17 protein-coding genes and 3 pseudogenes are annotated in these 20,387 nt (G+C 68.4%); 10 read left to right on the top strand and 10 right to left on the bottom strand.

Features of this window, described 5'->3' with window-relative positions; all coding sequences use genetic code 11:
- Positions 1-12 precede the first annotated feature (12 nt).
- From ACT86A_RS07830 to ACT86A_RS07815, 4 genes and pseudogenes are all read left to right on the top strand, one after another.
- Positions 13-1,008: pseudogene (locus tag ACT86A_RS07830) on the top strand (RNA-guided endonuclease InsQ/TnpB family protein); the annotation flags it as partial.
- Positions 1,009-1,217: 209 nt separating this feature from the next.
- Positions 1,218-1,496: pseudogene (locus ACT86A_RS07825) on the top strand (alpha-ketoglutarate-dependent dioxygenase AlkB); the annotation flags it as partial.
- A gap of 78 nt (positions 1,497-1,574) precedes the next feature.
- On the top strand, positions 1,575-2,024 hold the full coding sequence (locus ACT86A_RS07820) for an SgcJ/EcaC family oxidoreductase (RefSeq protein WP_445091308.1): 450 nt from the start codon (positions 1,575-1,577) through the stop codon (positions 2,022-2,024).
- 196 nt (positions 2,025-2,220) lie between these two features.
- Positions 2,221-2,931: an HD domain-containing protein gene (locus ACT86A_RS07815; protein ID WP_445091307.1), complete on the top strand. Its 711-nt coding sequence runs from the start codon at positions 2,221-2,223 to the stop codon at positions 2,929-2,931.
- Between the two features lie 45 nt (positions 2,932-2,976).
- Here ACT86A_RS07815 and ACT86A_RS07810 read toward each other — a convergent pair whose 3' ends face one another.
- Positions 2,977-3,621, bottom strand: a complete 645-nt coding sequence (locus ACT86A_RS07810; protein ID WP_445091306.1) for a TetR/AcrR family transcriptional regulator — start codon at positions 3,619-3,621, stop codon at positions 2,977-2,979.
- Between ACT86A_RS07810 and ACT86A_RS07805 the strand changes: the two genes are divergently transcribed.
- On the top strand, positions 3,598-4,752 hold the full coding sequence (locus ACT86A_RS07805; protein ID WP_445091305.1) for a serpin family protein: 1,155 nt from the start codon (positions 3,598-3,600) through the stop codon (positions 4,750-4,752). The two genes, ACT86A_RS07810 and ACT86A_RS07805, sit on opposite strands and share 24 nt — an antisense overlap.
- 69 nt (positions 4,753-4,821) lie before the next feature.
- On the opposite strand, the gene ACT86A_RS07800 is transcribed toward ACT86A_RS07805, so the two are convergent.
- The 4 genes from ACT86A_RS07800 to ACT86A_RS07785 form a co-directional block, all read right to left on the bottom strand.
- Positions 4,822-6,051, bottom strand: coding sequence for an FAD-dependent oxidoreductase (locus tag ACT86A_RS07800; protein WP_445091304.1), 1,230 nt, complete (start codon positions 6,049-6,051; stop codon positions 4,822-4,824).
- A 300-nt stretch (positions 6,052-6,351) separates the two neighbouring features.
- Positions 6,352-6,861 carry a transcription antitermination factor NusB gene (gene nusB / locus ACT86A_RS07795; RefSeq protein ID WP_445091303.1) on the bottom strand — a complete coding sequence of 170 codons (510 nt, stop codon included), beginning with the start codon at positions 6,859-6,861 and terminating at the stop codon, positions 6,352-6,354.
- A 33-nt stretch (positions 6,862-6,894) separates the two neighbouring features.
- On the bottom strand, positions 6,895-7,458 hold the full coding sequence (gene efp, locus ACT86A_RS07790; RefSeq protein WP_445091302.1) for an elongation factor P: 564 nt from the start codon (positions 7,456-7,458) through the stop codon (positions 6,895-6,897).
- 48 nt (positions 7,459-7,506) lie between these two features.
- Positions 7,507-8,634, bottom strand: a complete 1,128-nt coding sequence (locus ACT86A_RS07785; protein WP_445091301.1) for a M24 family metallopeptidase — start codon at positions 8,632-8,634, stop codon at positions 7,507-7,509.
- 226 nt (positions 8,635-8,860) lie between these two features.
- On the opposite strand from ACT86A_RS07785, the gene ACT86A_RS07780 reads away from it, so the two are divergent.
- From ACT86A_RS07780 to aroB, 5 genes and pseudogenes are all read left to right on the top strand, one after another.
- Positions 8,861-9,334, top strand: coding sequence for a prepilin peptidase (locus ACT86A_RS07780; RefSeq protein ID WP_445091300.1), 474 nt, complete (start codon positions 8,861-8,863; stop codon positions 9,332-9,334).
- Positions 9,335-9,597: 263 nt separating this feature from the next.
- Positions 9,598-10,443, top strand: a complete 846-nt coding sequence (locus tag ACT86A_RS07775; protein ID WP_445091299.1) for a universal stress protein — start codon at positions 9,598-9,600, stop codon at positions 10,441-10,443.
- 98 nt (positions 10,444-10,541) lie between these two features.
- Complete coding sequence (gene aroC, locus ACT86A_RS07770) at positions 10,542-11,750, top strand: chorismate synthase (protein ID WP_445091298.1); 1,209 nt, start codon at positions 10,542-10,544, stop codon at positions 11,748-11,750.
- Positions 11,747-12,265 (top strand): annotated as a pseudogene (locus ACT86A_RS07765) (shikimate kinase); the annotation flags it as partial. The gene aroC and the pseudogene ACT86A_RS07765, both read left to right, overlap by 4 nt.
- Positions 12,266-12,633: 368 nt before the next feature.
- A complete protein-coding gene (gene aroB, locus ACT86A_RS07760; RefSeq protein WP_445091297.1) occupies positions 12,634-13,755 on the top strand; it encodes a 3-dehydroquinate synthase in 1,122 nt (373 codons plus the stop codon).
- A gap of 61 nt (positions 13,756-13,816) precedes the next feature.
- On the opposite strand, the gene ACT86A_RS07755 is transcribed toward aroB, so the two are convergent.
- The 5 genes from ACT86A_RS07755 to alaS all read right to left on the bottom strand — a co-directional run bounded on the left by ACT86A_RS07755 (position 13,817) and on the right by alaS (position 20,297).
- A complete protein-coding gene (locus tag ACT86A_RS07755) occupies positions 13,817-14,296 on the bottom strand; it encodes a B-4DMT family transporter (protein ID WP_445091296.1) in 480 nt (159 codons plus the stop codon).
- Positions 14,297-14,682: 386 nt separating this feature from the next.
- Positions 14,683-15,489, bottom strand: coding sequence for a shikimate dehydrogenase (locus ACT86A_RS07750; protein ID WP_445091295.1), 807 nt, complete (start codon positions 15,487-15,489; stop codon positions 14,683-14,685).
- Entirely contained in the window at positions 15,479-17,068 is a 1,590-nt protein-coding gene (locus tag ACT86A_RS07745; protein ID WP_445091294.1) for an endolytic transglycosylase MltG, read from the bottom strand. Before ACT86A_RS07745 ends, ACT86A_RS07750 begins: the two co-directional genes overlap by 11 nt.
- Positions 17,065-17,628: a Holliday junction resolvase RuvX gene (gene ruvX / locus ACT86A_RS07740; RefSeq protein WP_445091293.1), complete on the bottom strand. Its 564-nt coding sequence runs from the start codon at positions 17,626-17,628 to the stop codon at positions 17,065-17,067. The genes ACT86A_RS07745 and ruvX overlap by 4 nt, the downstream gene beginning before the upstream one ends.
- A complete protein-coding gene (gene alaS, locus ACT86A_RS07735) occupies positions 17,628-20,297 on the bottom strand; it encodes an alanine--tRNA ligase (RefSeq protein WP_445091292.1) in 2,670 nt (889 codons plus the stop codon). Before alaS ends, ruvX begins: the two co-directional genes overlap by 1 nt.
- Positions 20,298-20,387: the final 90 nt, after the last annotated feature.

The following is a 20,387-nucleotide window of genomic DNA, read 5'->3' as shown; positions in this document are numbered from 1 at the left end:
CTCTACCCGACCGTGGGTCAGCAGCGGTCGTTGTCGAAAGCGTTCGGTTGCGCGCGGGTGGTGTTCAACGATGCGCTGGCGGCTCGCCGGGCCGCGTTCGACGGCAAGCTTGCGTATATCCCGGACAGCGAGTTGTCGAAACGGTTGACCGAAGCAAAGAACACGCTGGAACGCGAGTGGCTGGCCGAGGTGTCCAGTGTGGTCCTGCAACAGGCCCTCGCCGATCTGAACACCGCCTACCGGAACTTCTTTCAGTCGGTATCCGGGAAACGCAAAGGCGCGAAGGTTGCACCGCCGCGTTTTCGTTCCCGCAAGGACAATCGGCAGTCGATCCGGTTCACGAAGAACGCGCGGTTCACGGTCACGTCCGGTGGGAAGTTGCGGTTGCCGAAGGTCGGGGACGTAGCGGTTCGCTGGTCGCGGGAGCTGCCCTCGGACCCGTCGAGCGTGACAGTGATCAAGGATTCCTCGGGCCGGTATTTCGCGTCGTTCGTGGTGCGGGTGGGCGACGCACCGCTACCTTCGGTCGATTCCGAGGTGGGTATAGACCTGGGCTTGACGACATTCGCCGTCCTGTCGGACGGCAAGACGATCGCTTCGCCCAGGTTCCTGCGGCAGGCCGAACGCACGCTTCGCCAGGCGCAAAAGTCTCTGTCTCGTAAGGAGAAGGGCTCGGCGAATCGGGCGAAAGCTCGATTGAAGGTTGCGAAGGCGCACGCGAAAGTGGCCGATACGCGCAGGGATTGGGCGCACAAGCACTCCACGATGATCATCCGCGACAACCAAGCGGTGTACGTGGAGGACTTGTGCGTGAAAGGTCTCGCGCGGACGAGGCTGGCGAAGTCGGTGCACGATGCGGGGTGGGGCCTGTTCACTCGCATGGTGAAGGAGAAGGCCGCGAGGTATGGCCGCACTTTCGGGAAGGTGGATCGGTTTTTCCCGTCGTCGCAGATGTGTTCGGTATGCGACGCGATCGACGGTCCGAAACCGTTGCACGTCCGCGAGTGGACGTGTACCTGCGGCGTATCCCACGACCGGGATTCGAACGCCGCGATGAACATTCTGGCCGCCGGACGTGCGGACAGTTCAACGCCTGTGGAGCTGGTGTCAGTCGCGTCTTCGGGTGCGCAACCGGCTGTGAAGCAGGAACCCACCGGAAGCGCGGCATACCGCTCGCAGGCCGGAATCCCCGTCCTTCAGGGCAGGGAGGACGTCAATACCGGGACGGGCGCGACAGCGTCGCCTGGCACGGCGATACCTTCGGCCGCGGCGCGACGCACGACACCATGGTCGCGATCGTGTCGATCGGAGCGCCGCGAGCGCTGCTCCTGCGGCCGCGCGGGGGCGGGCCCAGCATGAAATATGTGCTGGGACATGGCGATCTGCTGGTCATGGGCGGTTCCTGCCAGCGGACCTGGGAGCACGCCGTGCCGAAGACGCGCAAGCCCACCGGCCCGCGGATCAGCATCCAGTTCCGTCCGCGCGGCGTGCGCTGACGTGGCCGCCCGCTGTGTGCAGGGCAACAGCGCGCGACGCTTGACCTCAACCACTGTCGAGGTCGGAAGCTCATTCGCATGAGCACAACAGCATTCACACCGCCCTTGGTCGAGGACACGACCGTCGACCACACCGAGGACATCGCCGCGATTCGACAGATCGTCGCCAACGCCGAGACCGCGTTCAATACCAACGATGCCGCGCTGTTGAGCGCCGACTTCACCGCCAACGCGGCTGTCGTCAACGCGGCGGGCATGCTGATCGCCGGATTCGATTCGCTGCTCGACGCGAACCGCCGTGGTCTCGCCGGGTTCCTGAAAGACCAGTACGCCCGCTACGAGGTCGCCGACATCACGTTCCTGCGCCCCGACGTCGCGATCGCGCACAAACGCGCGTGGGCGACCACGGCCGACGGCGCGCTCCTCGACAGCGATCACGCCATGATCGCGCTCTACGTCCTGGTCAAGCAGGGCAATCGCTGGTACACGGCGGCCAGGCAGAACACCTTGGTACCCAAGGACGAGTGACCGTCGCAAGGGGCACGAACGCGCGGAGACCTCCGCGAAATCGCGGGCGCCGCTCGGCTCGCAACCGCACGCCGGGCGACGCCCACCCGGGTCAGCCCCGCGTCGTCGCGCGTTCGGCAACAGGGTGCGGGCGCGACGAGCGCCGAGGCAGTATCGACCATTTTCGCTTGTCACCCGATCCCGATAGCCTGGCACCATGAGCAATCCAGGGGCGGGGGTCTTGGCCGTGATGCCGCTGCACACGATCAGCGAGGTCTACGGCGAGGCTGGTCTGCGTGAACGATTACTGCTGGAAATCGCCGAACTGCCCGACACGACGCGGCTCGCGGCGGCACTCGATCTCGCGACGGACCTGCATCGCGATGATCGTTATGGCCGCGAACCATATCTCAGCCATCTGCTGCGTGTGGCGATTCGGATCATCACTTACTACGAGGTCACCGATCCCGACGTGGTCGCGGCAGGCCTGCTCCACGATTCGGTCGAGGATCATGCGAGCGAACTGGCCGCCGACCGCCCCGGTCCAACCATCGACGCCGCCCTGAGTACGCTCACCGACCGGTTCGGCGAACGTGTGGCCGACCTGATAGCTGCTGTGACCAATCCGCAACCCGACCCGTCGCGCGACCGGCAAGCCCAGTACCGCGAGCACATCGCGACCAACCTGGACCGCGATCCATGGGCCCGCGTCATCAAACTCTCCGACTTCACCGACAATGGCGTCGGCATCCTCTACGCCGGTCCCGCGATGCCCAAACTCGCGGCCAAGTATCGTCCGCTCACCCCGGTCTACCGCGACCTGGTCACCCGGCCGGATACACCCCTCGCCGAGCATGTCCGCCAGCACATCCTCGAACAGCTCGATCGCGCGGACGAGCGTTTCGACGCCATTCTCGCGCACGACTGACCGCCAGGTTCCGGCCCGCGGCGCCGTGGCAGAGGACGTGAGCGCTCAGGGCGTGCGCAGCACCGACTCGACCAGCTCGCGGACAGCGGCCAGCAATCGATCGGTCTCACCCGCGCGGACCATCCGCTGCACCAGCTCGCCGCTGAGCGTGCCGAGCAGCAACCGACCGACCACCTCGGCATCCAGGTCGGGACGGGCTTCGCGCAGCAGCATGGTGATGTGGTTGTCCCAGAACGCGTGAAACTCCGCGGTCCGCGGATGCGGTGGCACGGTGCGATAGACGACCATCAGCTCGGAATTGTCGATCACCAGCCGCGTCATCGCGTCGAAGTAGGCGACGAGGCGGGCATCAGCGGGCGCTCCGGGGCCCAGCGGCGGCGGGCCGCTGGTAATCGCTGTCATGAGCGTGAGCGCGCTCTCGGCGACCATTTCGTGCAGCAGCCCGGCGCGGCTGCCGAACCGGTGGAAGATCGTCCCTTTTCCGACCCCGGCGGCGGCTGCCACGCGGTCCATGGTGATCGCCTCGGCACCGTGCTCGGCGAGCAGCGCAGCGGTGGCGTCCAGGATCGCGCGCCGGTTACGCGCCGCGTCCACCCGCTCTTTCCGCCGTTCGCCGACCGTGTCGTAGGAACGCGAGCCTGGCGCCGCCGCGGATAGTGTGGGGTCGTGCGGACTTCCCTGGAACTGCATGTCGGTGCGGCCAATGGGCTCACGGCTCGATGGTGTGCGGTGGCGGGCCGGAGCGACTTCGTCGTGTCCGGCGCGGGCGTGTGGCCGTTACTGGCCTTGCTCGCGACGGCGGCGCAGGGCTCGGCGCGGGACGAGCTCGCCGCGGCGGTCGGATTGCCCGCAGCGACCGGGCAGGACGCGGCGCTGCGGTTGCTGCGCGATATCGACCGGGCGGAGGCGGTGTCGGCCGCGCTCGGGGTGTGGGTTCGCCACGATCTTGCGCTGCACGAGGAATGGTCGCAGCGGCTGCCCCGAGGCGTCCTCGCCCGGTTGACCGGGCAAGCTGAGCTGGACAACTGGGCGGCCGCGCACACCGATGGGCTCATCGAGCGCTTTCCCCTCTCGGTGAATCCCGAGACGCTGATGGCGCTCGCCACCGCGCTTGTCGCGAAGACACGGTGGCGCGCGCCGTTCGATATCGGGATGCTGGCACCGAAAGACGGCCCCTGGCAGGGGCATCGCGGGCCCGGTTTGTCCCGGACGAGCACCGATCTCGCGAACGCCGCGATCCTGGACGCACCGCAGCCTGTTACGCGAGTGGTCGTCGAAGGTGCCGCTGATCTCGACGTCCACCTCCTGCTCGGTCCGGACGCGCCCGGCACCGTACTGGAGACGGGGCTGGCGGCCTTGTCCGACGAGGTGCCGATCCGCACCGGCCTGCCGGTCGGGACCGAAGGCCCGGGGCTCACCGTGCGCACCGAGCCCGTCCGCACCAACGCCGATCAGCTGTGGATTCGGCTGCCCCCCTTCGAGGTTCGGTCCACGCACGATCTGCTCACCAGGTCGGTCCTGTTCGGCCTGACCACGGCGACCGACTGCACCAATGGTCGCTTTCCCGCCATCTCCCCGGTACCGCTGTGCATCGGGCAAGGAGCGCAAGAGGTCCTGGCCCGATTCAGCCACGAGGGTTTCGAAGCCGCCGCGGTGACCGCGTTCGGCTTACGCGCGGCGAGCGCGGTACTGCGTAGCCACCAAGCGACGGTTGTCTCGGTGACGTTCGACCGGCCCTTCGGCTTCCTCGCCGTGCACCGCCCCACAGGTTTAGCGGTCGTCGCGGGATGGATTGCGACCCCGCCCACCGGTTCCACCTAACTCACGAAGGCTTGCGATCACCTCGAAGTCCGGCTCCGGCCCGAGCCTGCCCCTTTTCAGCGCCGGAAATCAGATCGGGCGAGCGAAGTGCGGGGCGTGTTCGGGACGGACGCCGCGGGCGAGCAAAAATGGCGGGACGCTGCGCAGCACGGGAATTCGGCGCAGAACGCGCACCGCCAAGGGGGCGCGCGGCACGCTGGCGATATCGACGCGCCCCTCGAGGGCCGGTGCGATGGCCCATCCGTGCAGGAAACGTTGCATCGCCTGCGTGACCGCCGTCGGAAGCCACCGCCGGCGCTGCACCTTCGCCAAATCCCTGGTGCCTACCGTGCCCGCGAGCAGCGGCGCCGCGAGAGTCCTCGCCGCCGCGACGGCGTCCTGCACGGCCAGGTTGATGCCGACGCCGCCGACCGGAGACATGGCATGGGCGGCGTCGCCGAGGCAGAGCAGGCCGTTGGTGTACCACTTGGTCAGGCGGTCGAGCTTCACCTCCAGCAGTTTTACCTCGTCCCAGTTGGTCAGGACGTCGACACGGTCGTTCAGCCAGGGTGCGGCGTCGGCCAGCGACCGCATGATGTCCTCGACCGGTCCACGGCGGGCGGACTTGTCGGCTCCCTTGGCGATCAGGGTCGCGCACTGCCAGTAGTCGCCGCGATCGAGCAGGATCGCCACCCGCCGGGCGGTGACGACCGGCAGCGCGCCCGCCGGATCGATCTCGGTGCGCGGCAGGCGGAACCACCACACGTCCATCGGCGTCGACCACTTGCGGGTCGGCAGGCCCGCCGCCGACCGCAGCACCGAGCCCCGGCCGTCGCAGGCCACCGTGAGGTCGGCCTCGATCACGCCGGTCGCGCCGCCCGGGGTCCGGTAGGCGACGCCGCCGACCCGGCCGTCGAGCCACATCAGGTCGGTCGCCTCCGTGTTCATCCGCAGCCGGAAACTCGGCTCGGCCTCGGCCGCGCGGGCGAGCAGATCCAGCAGATCCCACTGCGGCACCATGGCGACGTATTTGTGCTTGCCCGGCAAATTCTTCAGCGTGACGAACGTCTGCACACCACCCGCGACCGGCAGCAGCACCTGATCCAGTTTTCGCGCGCGCAGTTTCGCGAATTCCGCGCCGAGCCCCAGTTCATCGAGCAGGTCGAGGGTGGTGGGATGCACGGTGTCGCCGCGGAAGTCCCGCAAGAAGTCCTTGTGCTTCTCCAGTACCGTGACCGCTACGCCGGCCCGGGCCAGGAGTAGTCCGAGAATCATCCCGGCCGGTCCGCCGCCCACCACCAGGCAGGTCGTACGCTCCATCGACGGTCCCTTCCTCGGTCGCCGTTTCGCCGCAAAGGTGTCGCTGTTCGCGCAAATCCTAGTGTGGCGCGAGCGATGGCGGACGACGATCGGCGGCGGGCGTCCGATTTCGTGACAGCCTCAGCGGATGCGCCCTGCACAGGACGACGACGTACGGATCGGTCATGCCGTCCGGGTCGATCGCACCCAGCAAGGTGCGCCCATCCGCGCGCCAGTTGATCGCGGTACCGGTCGCGTCGCGCTGTCGACCTCACGCAAACGCGCGGTCAGCGTACGGATTCCTCCCGAGGAAAGCCGCGTTCACGCCTCCGGGTCCCGGCGCGGCGCGCGGGTGGCGGCCGCTGCGGCCCGCACCTGCGGCGCAACCAGGACGACTCGACCGAGCACACCGTTGACGAAGGACGGAGAGTCGTCGGTGGACAGCTCCTTCGCCAACTCCACTGCCTCGTCCACGGCGACAACCGGTGGGACATCGGTCGCGTGGAACAACTCCCACACCGCGATGCGCAGGATCGCACGATCCACGGCGGGAAGCCGCGACAGAGTCCAGTCCTGCAGGTAGGACTCGATGGTTCCGTCTACCCGGTCGAGGTCGTCGGCAACGCCCTCGACCAGGGTACGGGTGTAGGCGTGCACCGGCGCGACCGCCTGGTCGCGGGTGGCGAGTTCGGCGCGCTCGTCGAGCAACTCGGCGGCGTCGACGTCCCTGGCCTCGGCCTCGAACAGCAGGTCCACCGCACGCCGGCGGGCCTTGTGCCGAGCACCGAGTTTCTTGTACGTGGACTTCTTGTCCACGGGCTGTTCCGCCACGGTTACATCATCCCGGTTCGGCTGGTGCGCGGATCAGGCGTTGACCCGGCCGAGGTAGCTGCCATCGCGTGAGTCGATGCGCAGCTTGTCGCCGGTGTTGATGAACAGCGGGACCTGAACCTCGGCACCGGTCTCCAAGGTGGCCGGCTTGGTGCCGCCGGTGGAGCGGTCGCCCTGCAGGCCGATATCGGTGTGGGTGACCTCGAGCTCGACCGAGACCGGCAGCTCGACATACAGTGGAGCGCCCTCGTGCGTGGCGACCTGCACGGTCATGTTCTCCAGCAGGAAACGCGCTCCGCCGCCGATGGTCTCCTCGGTGATGGATAGCTGGTCGAACGTCTCGCCGTCCATGAAGACGTAGTCGGAGCCGTCGTGGTAGAGGTAGGTCATGTCGCGGCGGTCGACGTTGGCGGTCTCGACCTTCACACCGGCGTTGAAGGTCTTGTCGACCACCTTGCCGGACACGACGTTCTTCAGCTTGGTCCGCACGAAGGCAGGGCCCTTGCCCGGCTTGACGTGCTGGAATTCCGTGATCTGCTGGAGCTGACCGTCGATCTTCAGCACAAGGCCGTTCTTGAAGTCGCTGGTGTCCGCCACTGTCTTCGGATCTCCTCGTTCTACCACTTGGTCTCGGGCCGACCGGCGTCAGTCGACGACGGTCAAGTCTTTACTGGTGTGGGTGAGCAGCTCCGGGCCCCCTTCGCGTACCACGAGCGTGTCCTCGATCCGGACCCCGCCGCGGCCGGGAAAGTACACACCTGGTTCGACGGTCACCGCCACGCCGGACAAAAGTGTACCGGTTCCGGTTTTCGCGATTCCGGGCGCTTCATGGATCTGCAGCCCCACCCCGTGCCCGAGACCGTGCACGAACAACTTGCCGTGCCCGGCAGCCTCGATCACCGCGCGTGACGCCGCGTCGACGTCGGCCACCGGCACCCCGGGGCCCAGAGCCTCGCGCCCGGCCCGCTGCGCCTGCTGGACCAGCGCGTACACCTCCCGCTGCCAGTCGGTCGGCGCACCGAGCACGAAAGTGCGGGTCATGTCGGAGTGGTAGCCACCGATCACGGCGCCGAAGTCCAGCTTGACGAAGTCGCCCACCGCCAGGACCGCATCGGTCGGCCGGTGATGCGGGACCGCCGAGTTCGCTCCGGTCGCCACGATGGTCTCGAACGACACCGCTTCGGCGCCGTGGTCGAACATGGCCCATTCCAGATCCCGGGCCACCTGACGCTCGGTGCGGCCGGGGCGCAGTCCACCGCGCTCCAGCAGCGCGGCGAGACCGGCGTCGCCGGCGGCACACGCGGCGCGCAGCTGGTCGACTTCGTAGCCGTCCTTGACCATGCGCAACTGCTCGACCAGTCCGGGCGTCGCGACAAAGTCCAGACCGGTCCGCTGCTCGAGGAAGCCGCGGTGCTGGTCGACGGTGACGACCTGGCTTTCGAAGCCGACCCGGCCGAGTTGCCACTCCCCGGCCAATTGCACGATCCGGCGTGCGCCGGCCCGAGCGATCTCCGCCCGCAGGTCGGGGACCTGCTCGGCGACTTGGGTCCGATAGCGGCCGTCGGTGCTGATCACGCTGCGGTCCTCGGCGGAGCGCGTGTCCCAGGCGTGCACGAGCAGCGCCGCGTTGGAACCGGTGAACCCGGTCAGGTATCTGATGTTCACCAGATCCGTGACCAGCAGGGCGTCCACCCTGTTCTCCACCAGCAGGCTGCGCAGCGCGCCACGCCGTGCCGCGTAGTCGGGCGCGTGGCCCGGGCGATCGGAACGCATGGGTCAAAACTACCGCCGACACGCCGCAGCCCGACACACAACACGTGCTCGACACTCGGCCGACCGGGCTCGATCAGTGGGGATCCCGACGTAATGCAATGGTGCACAGATCATTTCGTCCACCGAGACCCATGTTCGGAACATCCACTGTTCACATTCGGCCATGTTCTCCACAATTCGGCCCGCGTCGATTCCCGGGAGGCCACCGCCAGGCGAAGGTGGAGGCATGTCTCCTTTGGCATTCACCGCCCTCGTCATGTGGTGTGCGGCATTGACCGTATTCGACCTCCGCGACCGGCGCCTCCCGAACAGACTGACCGGTTTGGGCGCGTTGGCGGTACTCGTTTATGCCCTGATCGCAGAGCAATTCGCCGTCGTAGCGCTCGGTGCGGTGTTTCTCGCTACGCCCTATCTACTCGTGCACTTGGCCGCACCCGCCGCGCTGGGCGCGGGGGACGTCAAACTCGCGTTCAGCCTGGGTGGGGCGACCGCACTCGGCGGTGCGCAGGCGTGGGCCTGGGCGGCGCTCGGCGCACCGATGCTCACCGCGTGCCTCGCGTCCGTGGCGCTGGTGGCTCGGCGCGTGCGTTCGTCGGACACCGACGGCCCGGGAAGCACCCGGTTCACCGTGCCCCACGGTCCCTCGATGTGTCTGTCGACGTTGCTGGTCCTGGCGGCCCCGGTGATCGACTCGGGCTGAGTTCCGCTGTCACCGCCCGGAAGGCTCCGCATCGAAGGCGCGAGCAGGACGACCCACCAAACGGATGGTGATGCCAGCGAATCCAGCGCAATTCGTCGGTAACATCAATCGCAGACAATGGCTTCTCCGAGCAGACGCCCGAGCTGCGAAAGCGAGGCGTGGCTGTTCGGCGACTTGCCACTCGAGTGCGCCAGGACAGCGATGCAGCGTCGAGAAGGAGCCGCCGAGTGAATTCGAGGCATCCGTCGCGGAGGCCGATCGTCGTGGGAACAGACGGGTCCGCCGAGTCGATCGTCGCGGTGCGCTGGGCGGCACAGACCGCCGCTCTGCACGACGCGCCGTTGCACATCCAGCTCGTCATGGAGTCGCCGCCCGCCTCCGATACCGACGATCCGCCGCGTCCGGCCGCGCTGCTGCGGGTGCATGAAGCCGATGAGGCGATCGAACGCGCCGCGAAGGCAGCCGAGGCTGCCGCGGACGTGGTGCGTGGCATAGCGATCGGCACCGAAATCCGCACCGCGCACGTCGCCACCGCGCTGATCGAGCGCTCCCGCAGCGCCACGATGCTCGTGGTCGGCACACGCGGCCTCGGCCGGATTCGGCGCGTGCTGCTGGGGTCGGTCAGCACGGCTGTCGCGAGAGATGCGGACTGCCCGGTCGCGGTGGTGCCCGCCGAGGCGCCGCTGTGGGACCGCGCCGGCACCCACCCGGTCATCGTCGGGGTGGACGGATCCACCGCCGAGCAGGCCGCTATCGAGGTGGCCGTGACCGAGGCATCCCTGCGCGGGGTCGAGTTGATCGCGGTGCACACCTGGGGCGCGGTCGAGCCACCGGCGGCAGCCGGCATCGACTGGACGGCGTTGCGCCGGACCGAGGAAGCGGTACTGGCCACGAGCCTGGCCGGATGGCAGGAGCGGTACCCGGATGTGGTTATTCAGCGTGAGGTCGTCCGCGACCGTCCGCAGCGCCGCCTGCTCGACCGATCACGCGACGGCCAATTGCTCGTCGTGGGCAACCGCGGTCGTGGTGTCTTGGGTCGCCTGCTGTTCGGCTCGGTCAGCGAGGCACTGCTGCGGTCGGTGGATCGCGCCATCGTGATCGCCCGCTGACCGCCCCGTACCGCGTGATCGGGCCTGCCGACGGCGTGCCCGTGGCCACGACCGGCCACTTTCCGGAGCACGGGCGCCGACATGGGAAGATAGTCGACGTGCTGCGTTGGATAACTGCCGGAGAATCCCATGGTCCCGCTCTCGTCGCCATCGTGGAGGGGATGGTGGCGGGCGTCGAGGTGACGTCCGAGGAGATCTCCGCGCAGCTGACGCGCCGCAGGCTGGGATACGGGCGCGGCGCACGGATGAAGTTCGAGGCCGACAAGGTCACCGTCATCGGTGGCGTGCGGCACGGACGCACGATGGGCGGCCCGGTCGCCATCGAGGTGGCGAACTCCGAGTGGCCGAAATGGGTCACGGTGATGTCGGCCGACCCGGTCGATCCCGCCGAACTGGCCGAGCTGGCTCGCAACGCTCCGCTGACCCGGCCCCGCCCCGGGCATGCGGACTATTCCGGCATGCTCAAGTACAACTTCGACGACGCCCGCAACGTCCTCGAGCGCGCCAGCGCCAGGGAGACCGCGGCGCGCGTGGCAGCGGGCACCGTGGCGCGCAACTTCCTGCGCCAGGCATTCGGCGCCGAGGTCGTCTCACACGTGGTCTCGATCGGCACCGCGCAGAACACGACCGGCGTCGTGCCGACCGCCACCGATCTCGCCACGGTGGACGAGAGCCCGGTGCGCGCGTTCGACAAAGACGCCGAGGCCGCGATGATCGCCGAAATCGAGGCGGCCAAGAAGGATGGCGACACCCTGGGGGGCGTGGTCGAGGTGATCGTCGAGGGACTTCCGGTCGGCCTCGGCTCGTTCACCAGCGGCGAGAACCGGCTCGACTCGCGTCTCGCGGCCGCGCTCATGGGCATCCAGGCCATCAAGGGGGTGGAGGTCGGCGACGGCTTCGAGACCGCGCGCCGCCGCGGCAGCCAGGCGCACGACGAAATGCGGCCCGGTCCGGACGGTGTGCAGCGCTCGACCAACCGCGCGGGCGGCTTGGAGGGCGGTATGACCAACGGCGAGGCGCTGCGTGTGCGTGCGGCGATGAAGCCGATCTCCACGGTGCCGCGCGCGCTGTCCACGGTCGACATGACGACGGGCGCCGAAGCGGTGGCCATCCACCAGCGCTCGGATGTGTGCGCCGTGCCCGCTGCGGGCGTGGTCGCCGAATCGATGGTGGCGCTGGTCGTGGCTCAGGCCGCGCTGGAGAAGTTCGGCGGCGACTCGCTCACCGAGACGGTCGACAACATCACCAGCTACATCAAGCGCATCGGTATCCGTCCGCATATTTCCGCGGACAGTCGGTCACAATGATCGTGCAGACCGATCCGCGCGTCCCGCGCGTGGTGCTGGTCGGACCACCGGGAGCGGGCAAGTCCACGATCGGCCGCAAGCTCGCCCGAGAGCTCGGCGTCGAGTTGTACGACACCGACGCCGGCATCGAACGCGAGACCGGTCGCACGATTGCCGAGATCTTCGCCGAAGACGGCGAGCCCGGATTCCGGCGAATCGAAGAGCAGGTGGTGCGGCGGGCCATCCTGGCCGAGCGCGGAGTCGTGTCGCTCGGCGGCGGCGCCGTGCTGTCGGCGGCCACCAGGGCGCTGCTGGGCAACCGCACCGTCGTCTACCTGGAGATCAGTGTGGCCGAGGGCCTTCGGCGTACCGGAGCGAGCACGCAGCGGCCACTGCTCAACGGCGCGGATCCCGGCTCGAAGTACCGCGAACTCATGCGCACGCGCCGACCGCTCTACCGTGAGGTGGCCACCATCCGGGTACGGACCGACGGCCGCAGTCCAAGCCGGGTGGTACGGATGATCATGTCCAAGCTCGGCGTGGCACCGCCAGAGCCGGTCGCGACCGACCCGGATCGCCGGCCGCCCAGCGCCACCCCGCAGGGCAGTGGCCGATCCCGGGCCCGGCGCCGCGCTAGAGCCAGGGCTGCGGCTCGACGCCGAGCCGCGGAGCACGGCGAGACCACCGATACCGCCGCCGGTCGCGCGCAGGAACCGAGCGACACCGCAACCGGTCGGGTCCGTCGCGCCCGCAGAGGGGCCACGAGCGAACCCGATGCGTCCGCCGCAGCCGGCGCCGGTGACCTATCAGCAGGCGGCCGAACCAGGCGTGCCCGCGCACGACGAGCCCGCGCCAGGGCACGGCAACAGTCGACAACAGCAGCAACAGAATCGGAGCAAGCCACGTGACAGAGCCGAGTCGTCTCGAAGTCCGGACCGCCGACCCGTACCCGGTGATCATCGGCCGCGGGTTGCTCGGCGAACTCGTCGAAGCGGTCGCCGGGGCGACCACGGGGGTGCGCACCGTCGCGGTCTTCCACCAGCCGCCGCTCGCCGAGACCGCCGAGGTGGTGCGGAAAGCATTGGCCGACACCGGCATCGACGCACATCGAATCGAGATCCCGGATGCCGAGGCAGGCAAGGATCTCGCCGTCGCCGGGTTCTGCTGGGAGGTGCTCGGGCGTATCGGCCTGACCCGCAACGACGTCGTGGTCAGCATCGGCGGCGGCGCGGCGACCGACCTGGCCGGTTTCGTCGCCGCCACCTGGATGCGCGGGGTGCGTATCGTGCATGTGCCCACCACACTGCTCGCGATGGTCGACGCGGCGGTGGGCGGCAAGACCGGCATCAACACCGAGGCAGGCAAGAACCTCGTCGGGTGCTTCCACGAACCCGCAGCCGTGCTGGTCGACCTGGCCACGCTGGAAACGGTGCCGCGCAACGAGATCGTGGCAGGGATGGCCGAGATCATCAAGGCCGGGTTCATCGCCGATCCGGTGATCCTAGATCTCGTGGAGCGTGACCCAGAGGCCGCACTCGAGCCGACCGGTCCGGTGCTGCCCGAGCTGATCCGCCGCGCGATCCAGGTGAAGGCCGACGTCGTGGCGGCAGACCTGAAGGAGTCCAGCCTCCGCGAGATCCTCAACTACGGCCACACCCTCGGACATGCGATCGAGCGGCGGGAACGCTACCGCTGGCGGCACGGCGCGGCAGTCTCGGTGGGGCTGGTCTTCGCCGCCGAACTGGGGCGCCTCGCGGGGCGCCTCGATGACGCCACCGCCGACCGGCACCGGGCCATCCTGACCGCCATCGGGTTGCCGACCAGCTATGACGCCGACGCGCTCCCCCAGCTGCTGGACGCCATGCAGACCGACAAGAAGACCCGCTCCGGCGTGCTGCGCTTCGTCGTGCTCGACGGCCTGGCCAAGCCCGGTCGCCTGGAAGGGCCCGACCCAGCGCTGCTGGCCGCCGCCTACTCGGCGATCGCCAGGCAGGACAGTCCGAGCGGCGGCGCGATCCTGCTATAGACCGGCGCTGGCTCGAGACAGGAAAACGGCGCGTCCGTACCAGCCGCGCCGTTTCGTGCGATCAGATCACGCTGCCCGCGGCGGAGTGCAACGAGGGCGGAGTGGGGCGCCCCTTGCCGTTGTGCCGCTCGGCCCGCATCCGGCCGATGCCCACGCCGATCAGCGCCGGAACGAAGATCAGCAGGATGATGAACGACGCGCCCGCCGTGACCTCGAACAGCAGGCCATTGTCACCGAGATCGAAGTGGGGAACGAAGTCCAGGATCCAAGCCACCAGGCCGCTGCCCACACCACCAGCGACGGCGGCCTTCAGCCACATCATGGTCAGATCGGCGCCGCGTTCGGCGTCCCCGCCGGCGACGCGGTCCCGGCGTCCGTCCAGCACACCCCAAGCCGCGATGGCCACGACCAGCACGAGCAGGCACCCGCTGCGCATCAGTGCCCCGTGCGTCGGCCAGTACACCATCGCGAACCCGAGCAAGGCACGCAACGCCACGACCAGCGCGCTGAGCACGACGGCCCGCAAGCACCAAGCACTCATGCGAATGACCATAACTGTGTTTTCCGGCAGCGCCTACGGCCTGCGTGTTTTCCGGCAGCGCCGACGGCCTGCGTCGGTCTCACTTCACGCGAACGCCGGGTGCGGTCGAGCTGGCCGCTACCGGCGGTCTCGAACGATCGCGCGTTTCGCGGGCACGCGCAATTTCTGGAACACCGCGCGGGTTTCGGCGTGGGCGACGGCCTGAGCCGGAGTCCCCACGACCCTCTTCCCCAGCGACCAACCGTGTCCGGCCGGAAGAACTGATCGCCGCGTCGTGGCAGTAGCGCTCGCCCCTCCTTGCTCGGCACCCACCTCTCAGGTTTTGCCGCCGGCCAGTGGAATGCCTTGGGCAACAAGACAACCCCGCTGGTCACGCAGCGGAAGAGCTAGTCCAGCGCCGCCGCCATCTCCGCGCGCGGCGCACGGCGCCCGGTGAACAGCTCGACCTGCCCGTATGCCTGGTTCAGTAGCATCTGCAGGCCGCTGACCACGGTGTGCCCGGCCCGCTCCACCGCATCGGCCAGCGGTGTCGGCCAGGGGTTGTAGATCGCGTCCAGCACCACCGCGGCGGCTGCTACCGAAGGGGCGACGACTGCGGCCGCTGGGGCGGGAATGGTGCTCACCACCGCGCCTGCCGACGCACAGATCGCCTGAAGGGAACGGGCATCGAAGCCCGCCAATACCGCGATCATCCCGAGCCGCTCGGCGAGCTCCAATGCGCCGCGCGCCCGTCCGGCATCCCGCGCGACCACGGTCACCGACTTCGCGCCCAGCTCGGACAACGCGAGCAGGGCGGGACGCGCGGTGCCGCCCGCACCGAGCACCACGCCCTCGGTCACATCGCTGACACCACCGCCCCGGAGCGCGCCGAGCACACCATCCACGTCGGTGCAGTCAGCCAGCCAGCCCGCTTCGGTGCGGACCAAGGTGTTGGCCGATCCGACCAGCACGGCCCGATCGGTGCGCTGGTTCGCGTAGGCCAGTGCCGCTTCCTTGCCGGGCATGGTCACCGAAAGCCCGACCCATTCCGGCCCGAGCCCGTCGACCAACCCCGGCAGCTGCTCGGCTGAGCATTCGATGCGCTCGTAGCTCCAATTCAGCCCGAGCGCACGATATGCGGCCAGGTGCAGCTGTGGCGATCGCGAGTGCGCGATCGGCTTGCCCAGCACCGCCGCCTTGCGACTATCGGCCACCGCTGTCCTTCGAACTGTCGAGAATGCCGCTGCGCTGCGCGCGCGCGATCAGGCGCAGGTGCTCCTGATAGTCGTCGGTGAACAGGGTGGTGCCCTGTTTATCAACGGTGACGAAGTACAGCCACGGTCCCACCTCCGGACTCTCCATGGCACGCAACGCGTTCAACGAGGGCGCGGCGATCGGGGTCTTGGGCAGGCCGGTCATCGCATAGGTGTTCCAGGCGGTTTCCTCGGCGCGGTCGGCATCGGTCGTCGCCACCTCGGTGCGATCCAAGGTGTAGTTCACCGTCGAGTCGAACTGCAGCATCTGGCCGACCCGCAGCCGGTTCACGATCACCCGCGCCACCTTGCCCATGTCCTGGGGTTTCGCCTCACGTTCCACCAGTGAAGCGGCGACCAGCGTCTGATACGGCGTGAGTTTCGTCTCGCCGCCGGACTGCACCAGTCCGGTGGCTTCATAACTCTTCGCGCTCGCGGTCACCAATTGTCGCAGGATCTGCTCCGGTGGGGCGCTGGGATCGAAATCCCAGGTGCCCGCTGCGATCAGGCCTTCCAGCTGCCTGGTCCGGTCCGGGCAGTCCTGGACACCCCGTATCGCCCACTCGGGCACCCCGAGCGCGGACAGGTCCAGGCTCGCGCCCGCGGCATCGAGCTGTTCGTAGGTCACGCACTTCTGGTTGGTGCCCGTGCCGACGCAGCTGGCCTCCGCGATCTTGCGGTAGATGCCGTCATACCGCCCGCCGGTGCTCACATCGTGTTGGTCGTGCAGCAGCCGCCCCTCCGAGACAACCAGGTTGCCGACCCTCGACTGCTTGCCGACCAGCGCGGCCACCGCCTGCACGGCGGGACTGTGGCTCGGGATCGCGTAGAAGCCCGGCTGCACCGAGTTCATGTTCGAATTCCGCACCGCCGCTTCGACGAACGCGCCGGTGCTCGCGACGACACCGCGCTCGAGCATGGTCGCCGCGATCTGCGTCGAAGTGTCGCCGTCGTGCACCTGCACGATCACCAGCGGTCCGGGTGGACCCGCGTAGTCCTCCGGCGGACCGAAGCCGGCGATCAGCTTCATGCCCGCGAAGATCGCTGCACCGGTGAACAGCAGCACGAAGACGCCCCCGACGATCCACATGTTCCGGCGCCGCCGTTTGCGCTCGACGGCTTTACGCGAGGCGGCCCGGGACCGCTTGCCGCGCTGCGCGCGACCAGAGCGCTCGGGCTGGACGCGCTTCGCGCGGCGCGGCGCGTCCGCGCGTGTCGCCCCGGTAGACTGCCCGCCACGCCGCGACGCAGGCGGTGGTGGCGCGAACAGCGCCTGCTCCTCTTCCTCCTCGACGTGGTCGTCGACGTCGTCGACATAGCGAGGGATGACGGTCGTTTCGTCGTCGTAATAGTCCCCGCTGTAATGGTCCCCGCCGTATTGGTCCCTGCGGTAATTCTCGCCGTCGTAATTCTCGTCGTCGTAATTCTCGTTGTCGTAATTCTCGTCGTGTTCGGCCCAGGCCCGGTCGTCCCTGCGGTAACGCCGATCAGCTTCACGCTGTCGGAACAGTTCCTCGGCCCGTGCCCACCGATCCGTCATGCATCGTCCCCGGACGACGCAGAGCGTCCCGCTTCCACCGACCTCAACACCGCACTCCGTTCGTCCAACCATCCTTGCAGGATCGATACAGCCGCCGCCTGATCGATCACCTGCCGCTGGCCACGCGCGCGAACTCCACTGTCCCGCAATGCACGTGCAGCTGACACGGTAGTCAAACGTTCGTCGGAAAGCCGGACCGGCACCGGCGCGACAGCAGCCCGCAATTGCTCAGCGAATGCGGTGGCCAGCGTAGCTGCAGCGCCCTTCTCCCCGCGTAGCGTTCGTGGCAATCCCACGATGACCTCGACGGCCTCGTACTCCCGCACAATTTCGGCAATTCTCGCGATATCGGGTGCGGCGCAGGTGCGCTGCCGCTGTTTCGCGCGTGGCACGGTCTCCACCGGGGTGGCGAGAATACCGTCGGGGTCACACGCGGCGACCCCGATCCGGACACTGCCGACGTCGACCCCGATCCGTCTGCCTCGACCGGGATCGGTGGCGGGATGCGGCCGGTCGGCGCCGTGACGCGCCGACCTCTCAGGTTGTTCGGGGTCGGCCATCACCCGACTAGTTCGGACACCCGCGCGCGGACCGCGGCCAGGCCAGCCGGAATGCCCGTCGGATCCGACCCCGCTCCCTGCGCCATCTCCGGCTTGCCTCCGCCGCGCCCGGCGATGCTCGGGCCGAAGCTGCCGACCAGATCCCCCGCCTTGATGCCGAGTCCCTGGGCGGGCTTGTTCACCGCGACCACGAACGGCACCTTGCCCTCGGTGTTGCCGAGCAGCACCACGACAGCGGGCTCACTGCCGAACCGGCCCCGGATATCGGTGGCCAGTGTCCGCAGATCGCCCGCAGGCACCCCTTCCGGCGCGGCCACGGCGACCAGCAGCAGACGACCGATCCGTTCGGCCTCGTCGGCGAACTTACCGGCCGAGGCCAGCACCGCGGTCATCTTGGTGCGCTCCAGTTCCTTCTCGGCCGCCTTCAGGCGCTCCACCAACTGCTCGACGCGCCCGGGCACCTCGTCCGAGGGGACCTTCAACGCGGAGGCGACGCCGGCCAGCAGCGCCCGCTCCTTGGCCAGGTATTGGTAAGAGTCCAAGCCGACGAACGCCTCGACGCGACGCACGCCCGAGCCGACCGACGACTCGCCGAGCACCGTGATCGGGCCGATCTGCGAGGAATGCTGCACGTGCGTGCCACCGCACAGCTCCATGGAGAACGGGCCACCGATCTCCACCACCCGAACCTCGTTGCCGTAGTTCTCGCCGAACAGAGCGAGCGCACCCATCTGCTTGGCCTTCGGCAGGTCGGTCACGAACGTGTTCACCGGGAAGTCGGCGCCCACCGCGTCGTTCGACACCGCCTCGATATCGGATTTCTGCTGGTCGGACAGCTGGCCCTGCCAGTTGAAGTCGAACCGCAAGTAGCCGGGCTTGTTCAGGGAGCCCGCCTGCACCGCGTTCGGGCCGAGCACCTGCCGCAGCGCGGCATGCACCATATGCGTGCCGGAGTGGCCTTGGGTAGCGCCACGCCGCCAGGCCGGGTCGGCCTGCGCGAGCACCACATCACCCTCGGTGATCTGGCCGTGTTCCACGGTCGTCTTGTGCACCCACAGCTTCTTGGCGATCTTCTGCACGTCGTTCACGCGCATCTTCAGGCCCGATGAGGCGGTGATGGTGCCACGGTCGGCGATCTGGCCACCGGATTCGGCGTAGAGCGGGCTGCGGTCCAGGATCACCTCGACGTCGTGGCCCGCGGTCGCCGTCGGCACCCGCACGCCATCGGCGATCAAGGCGAGGACGGTGGCCTCGGAGGTGAGTTCGTCGAAACCCGTGAACTCGGTGGCGCCGCGGTCGACCAGCTCTTTGTAGACCGTGAGGTCCGCGTGCGCGTGCTTGCGCGCCTGCGCGTCCTCCTTGGCGCGCTTGCGCTGCTCTGCCATCAGAGCGCGGAAACCTTCCTCATCGACCGACAGCCCGGCCTCGGCGGCCATTTCCAGGGTCAGATCGATCGGGAAGCCGTAGGTGTCGTGCAGCGTGAACGCATCCGACCCGGCGATCCTCGAGCCGCCCTCGGCCTTCACCGCGGCGGCGGTGTTGTCGAAGAGGCTGGAGCCGGTGTTCAGCGTCTTGAGGAACGCCGTCTCCTCACCGACCGCGACGGTCTCGATGCGGCGGAAGTCGGTGGCCAGCTCCGGGTACGAGGGGGCCATCAGGTCACTGACCACCTTCATGAACTCGCCCATCACCGGCTTCTCGGCACCGAGCAGCCGGGCCGAGCGCACGATGCGGCGCAGCAGACGGCGCAGCACGTAACCGCGGCCGTCATTGCCCGGATTCACGCCGTCGGCGATCAGCATGGCGGCAGTGCGAGCGTGGTCGGCGATCACCCGGAAGCGCACGTCGTCCTCGTGCCGAACGCCGTAGGAGCGACCGGTCGATTCCTCCGCCTTGTCGATGATCGGGCGCAGCAGGTCGGTCTCGTACACATTGTCCACGCCCTGCAGCAGTAAGGCGATCCGCTCGACGCCCATACCGGTGTCGATGTTCTTCTTCGGCAGTGACCCGACCGGTGAGTGCCCCGCCTTGGGACTCAGCTCACCGCGGATGTCCTGCATGAAGACGAGATTCCAGATCTCGAGGTAGCGGTCCTCGTCGGCGACCGGACCGCCGTCGCGGCCGTGCTCGGGCCCGCGGTCATAGTAGATCTCCGAGCAGGGGCCCCCGGGGCCGGGCACGCCCATATCCCAGTAGTTGTCCTTGCCGTCGCGGAACTGGATGCGCTCCTCGGGAATGCCCGCGACGCGCCGCCAGATCTCGGCCGCCTCCGGGTCGTCCTGGTACACGGTCACCCAGATGCGCTCGGGATCGAATCCGTAACCGCCTTCGTCCTGCGGCTTGGCGATCAGATCCCACGCGAGGGTGATCGCCCCCTCCTTGAAATAGTCGCCGAAGGAGAAGTTCCCCGCCATCTGGAAAAAGGTGTTGTGCCGCGTGGTGACACCGACCTCTTCGATATCGCCGGTGCGCACGCATTTCTGCACGCTGGTCGCGCGCGGATAAGGCGGCTCCTCCTGACCCAGGAAGTACGGCTTGAACTGGACCATGCCTGCGTTGACGAACAGCAGGTTCGGGTCGGCCAGGATCAGCGAGGCGCTGGGCACCTCGGTATGGCCGGCACGAAGGAAATGGTCCAGGAAACGCCGTCGGATCTCGTGGGTCTGCACAGATATCCAGCCTACCGGGGCGGTGCACGCGAATATCCATCGACCGGCGCGCGACGCATCCGCGCGACGGGTCGGGCGAACTGCGCCCCA

It is taken from the genome of Nocardia glycosmidis (assembly GCF_052545115.1).
The sequence above is the reverse complement of the archived record's forward strand: the minus strand, read 5'-3'. Positions and strand labels throughout refer to the sequence as shown.

Coding starts and splice junctions, on each gene's coding strand:
- ACT86A_RS07820 (WP_445091308.1), top strand. CDS start 1,575: ATGAGCACAACAGCATTCACACCGCCCTTGGTCGAGGACACGACCGTC.
- ACT86A_RS07815 (WP_445091307.1), top strand. CDS start 2,221: ATGAGCAATCCAGGGGCGGGGGTCTTGGCCGTGATGCCGCTGCACACG.
- ACT86A_RS07810 (WP_445091306.1), bottom strand. CDS start 3,621: ATGCAGTTCCAGGGAAGTCCGCACGACCCCACACTATCCGCGGCGGCG.
- ACT86A_RS07800 (WP_445091304.1), bottom strand. CDS start 6,051: ATGGAGCGTACGACCTGCCTGGTGGTGGGCGGCGGACCGGCCGGGATG.
- ACT86A_RS07785 (WP_445091301.1), bottom strand. CDS start 8,634: ATGCGTTCCGATCGCCCGGGCCACGCGCCCGACTACGCGGCACGGCGT.
- ACT86A_RS07780 (WP_445091300.1), top strand. CDS start 8,861: ATGTCTCCTTTGGCATTCACCGCCCTCGTCATGTGGTGTGCGGCATTG.
- ACT86A_RS07755 (WP_445091296.1), bottom strand. CDS start 14,296: ATGAGTGCTTGGTGCTTGCGGGCCGTCGTGCTCAGCGCGCTGGTCGTG.
- ACT86A_RS07745 (WP_445091294.1), bottom strand. CDS start 17,068: ATGACGGATCGGTGGGCACGGGCCGAGGAACTGTTCCGACAGCGTGAA.
- ruvX (WP_445091293.1), bottom strand. CDS start 17,628: ATGGCCGACCCCGAACAACCTGAGAGGTCGGCGCGTCACGGCGCCGAC.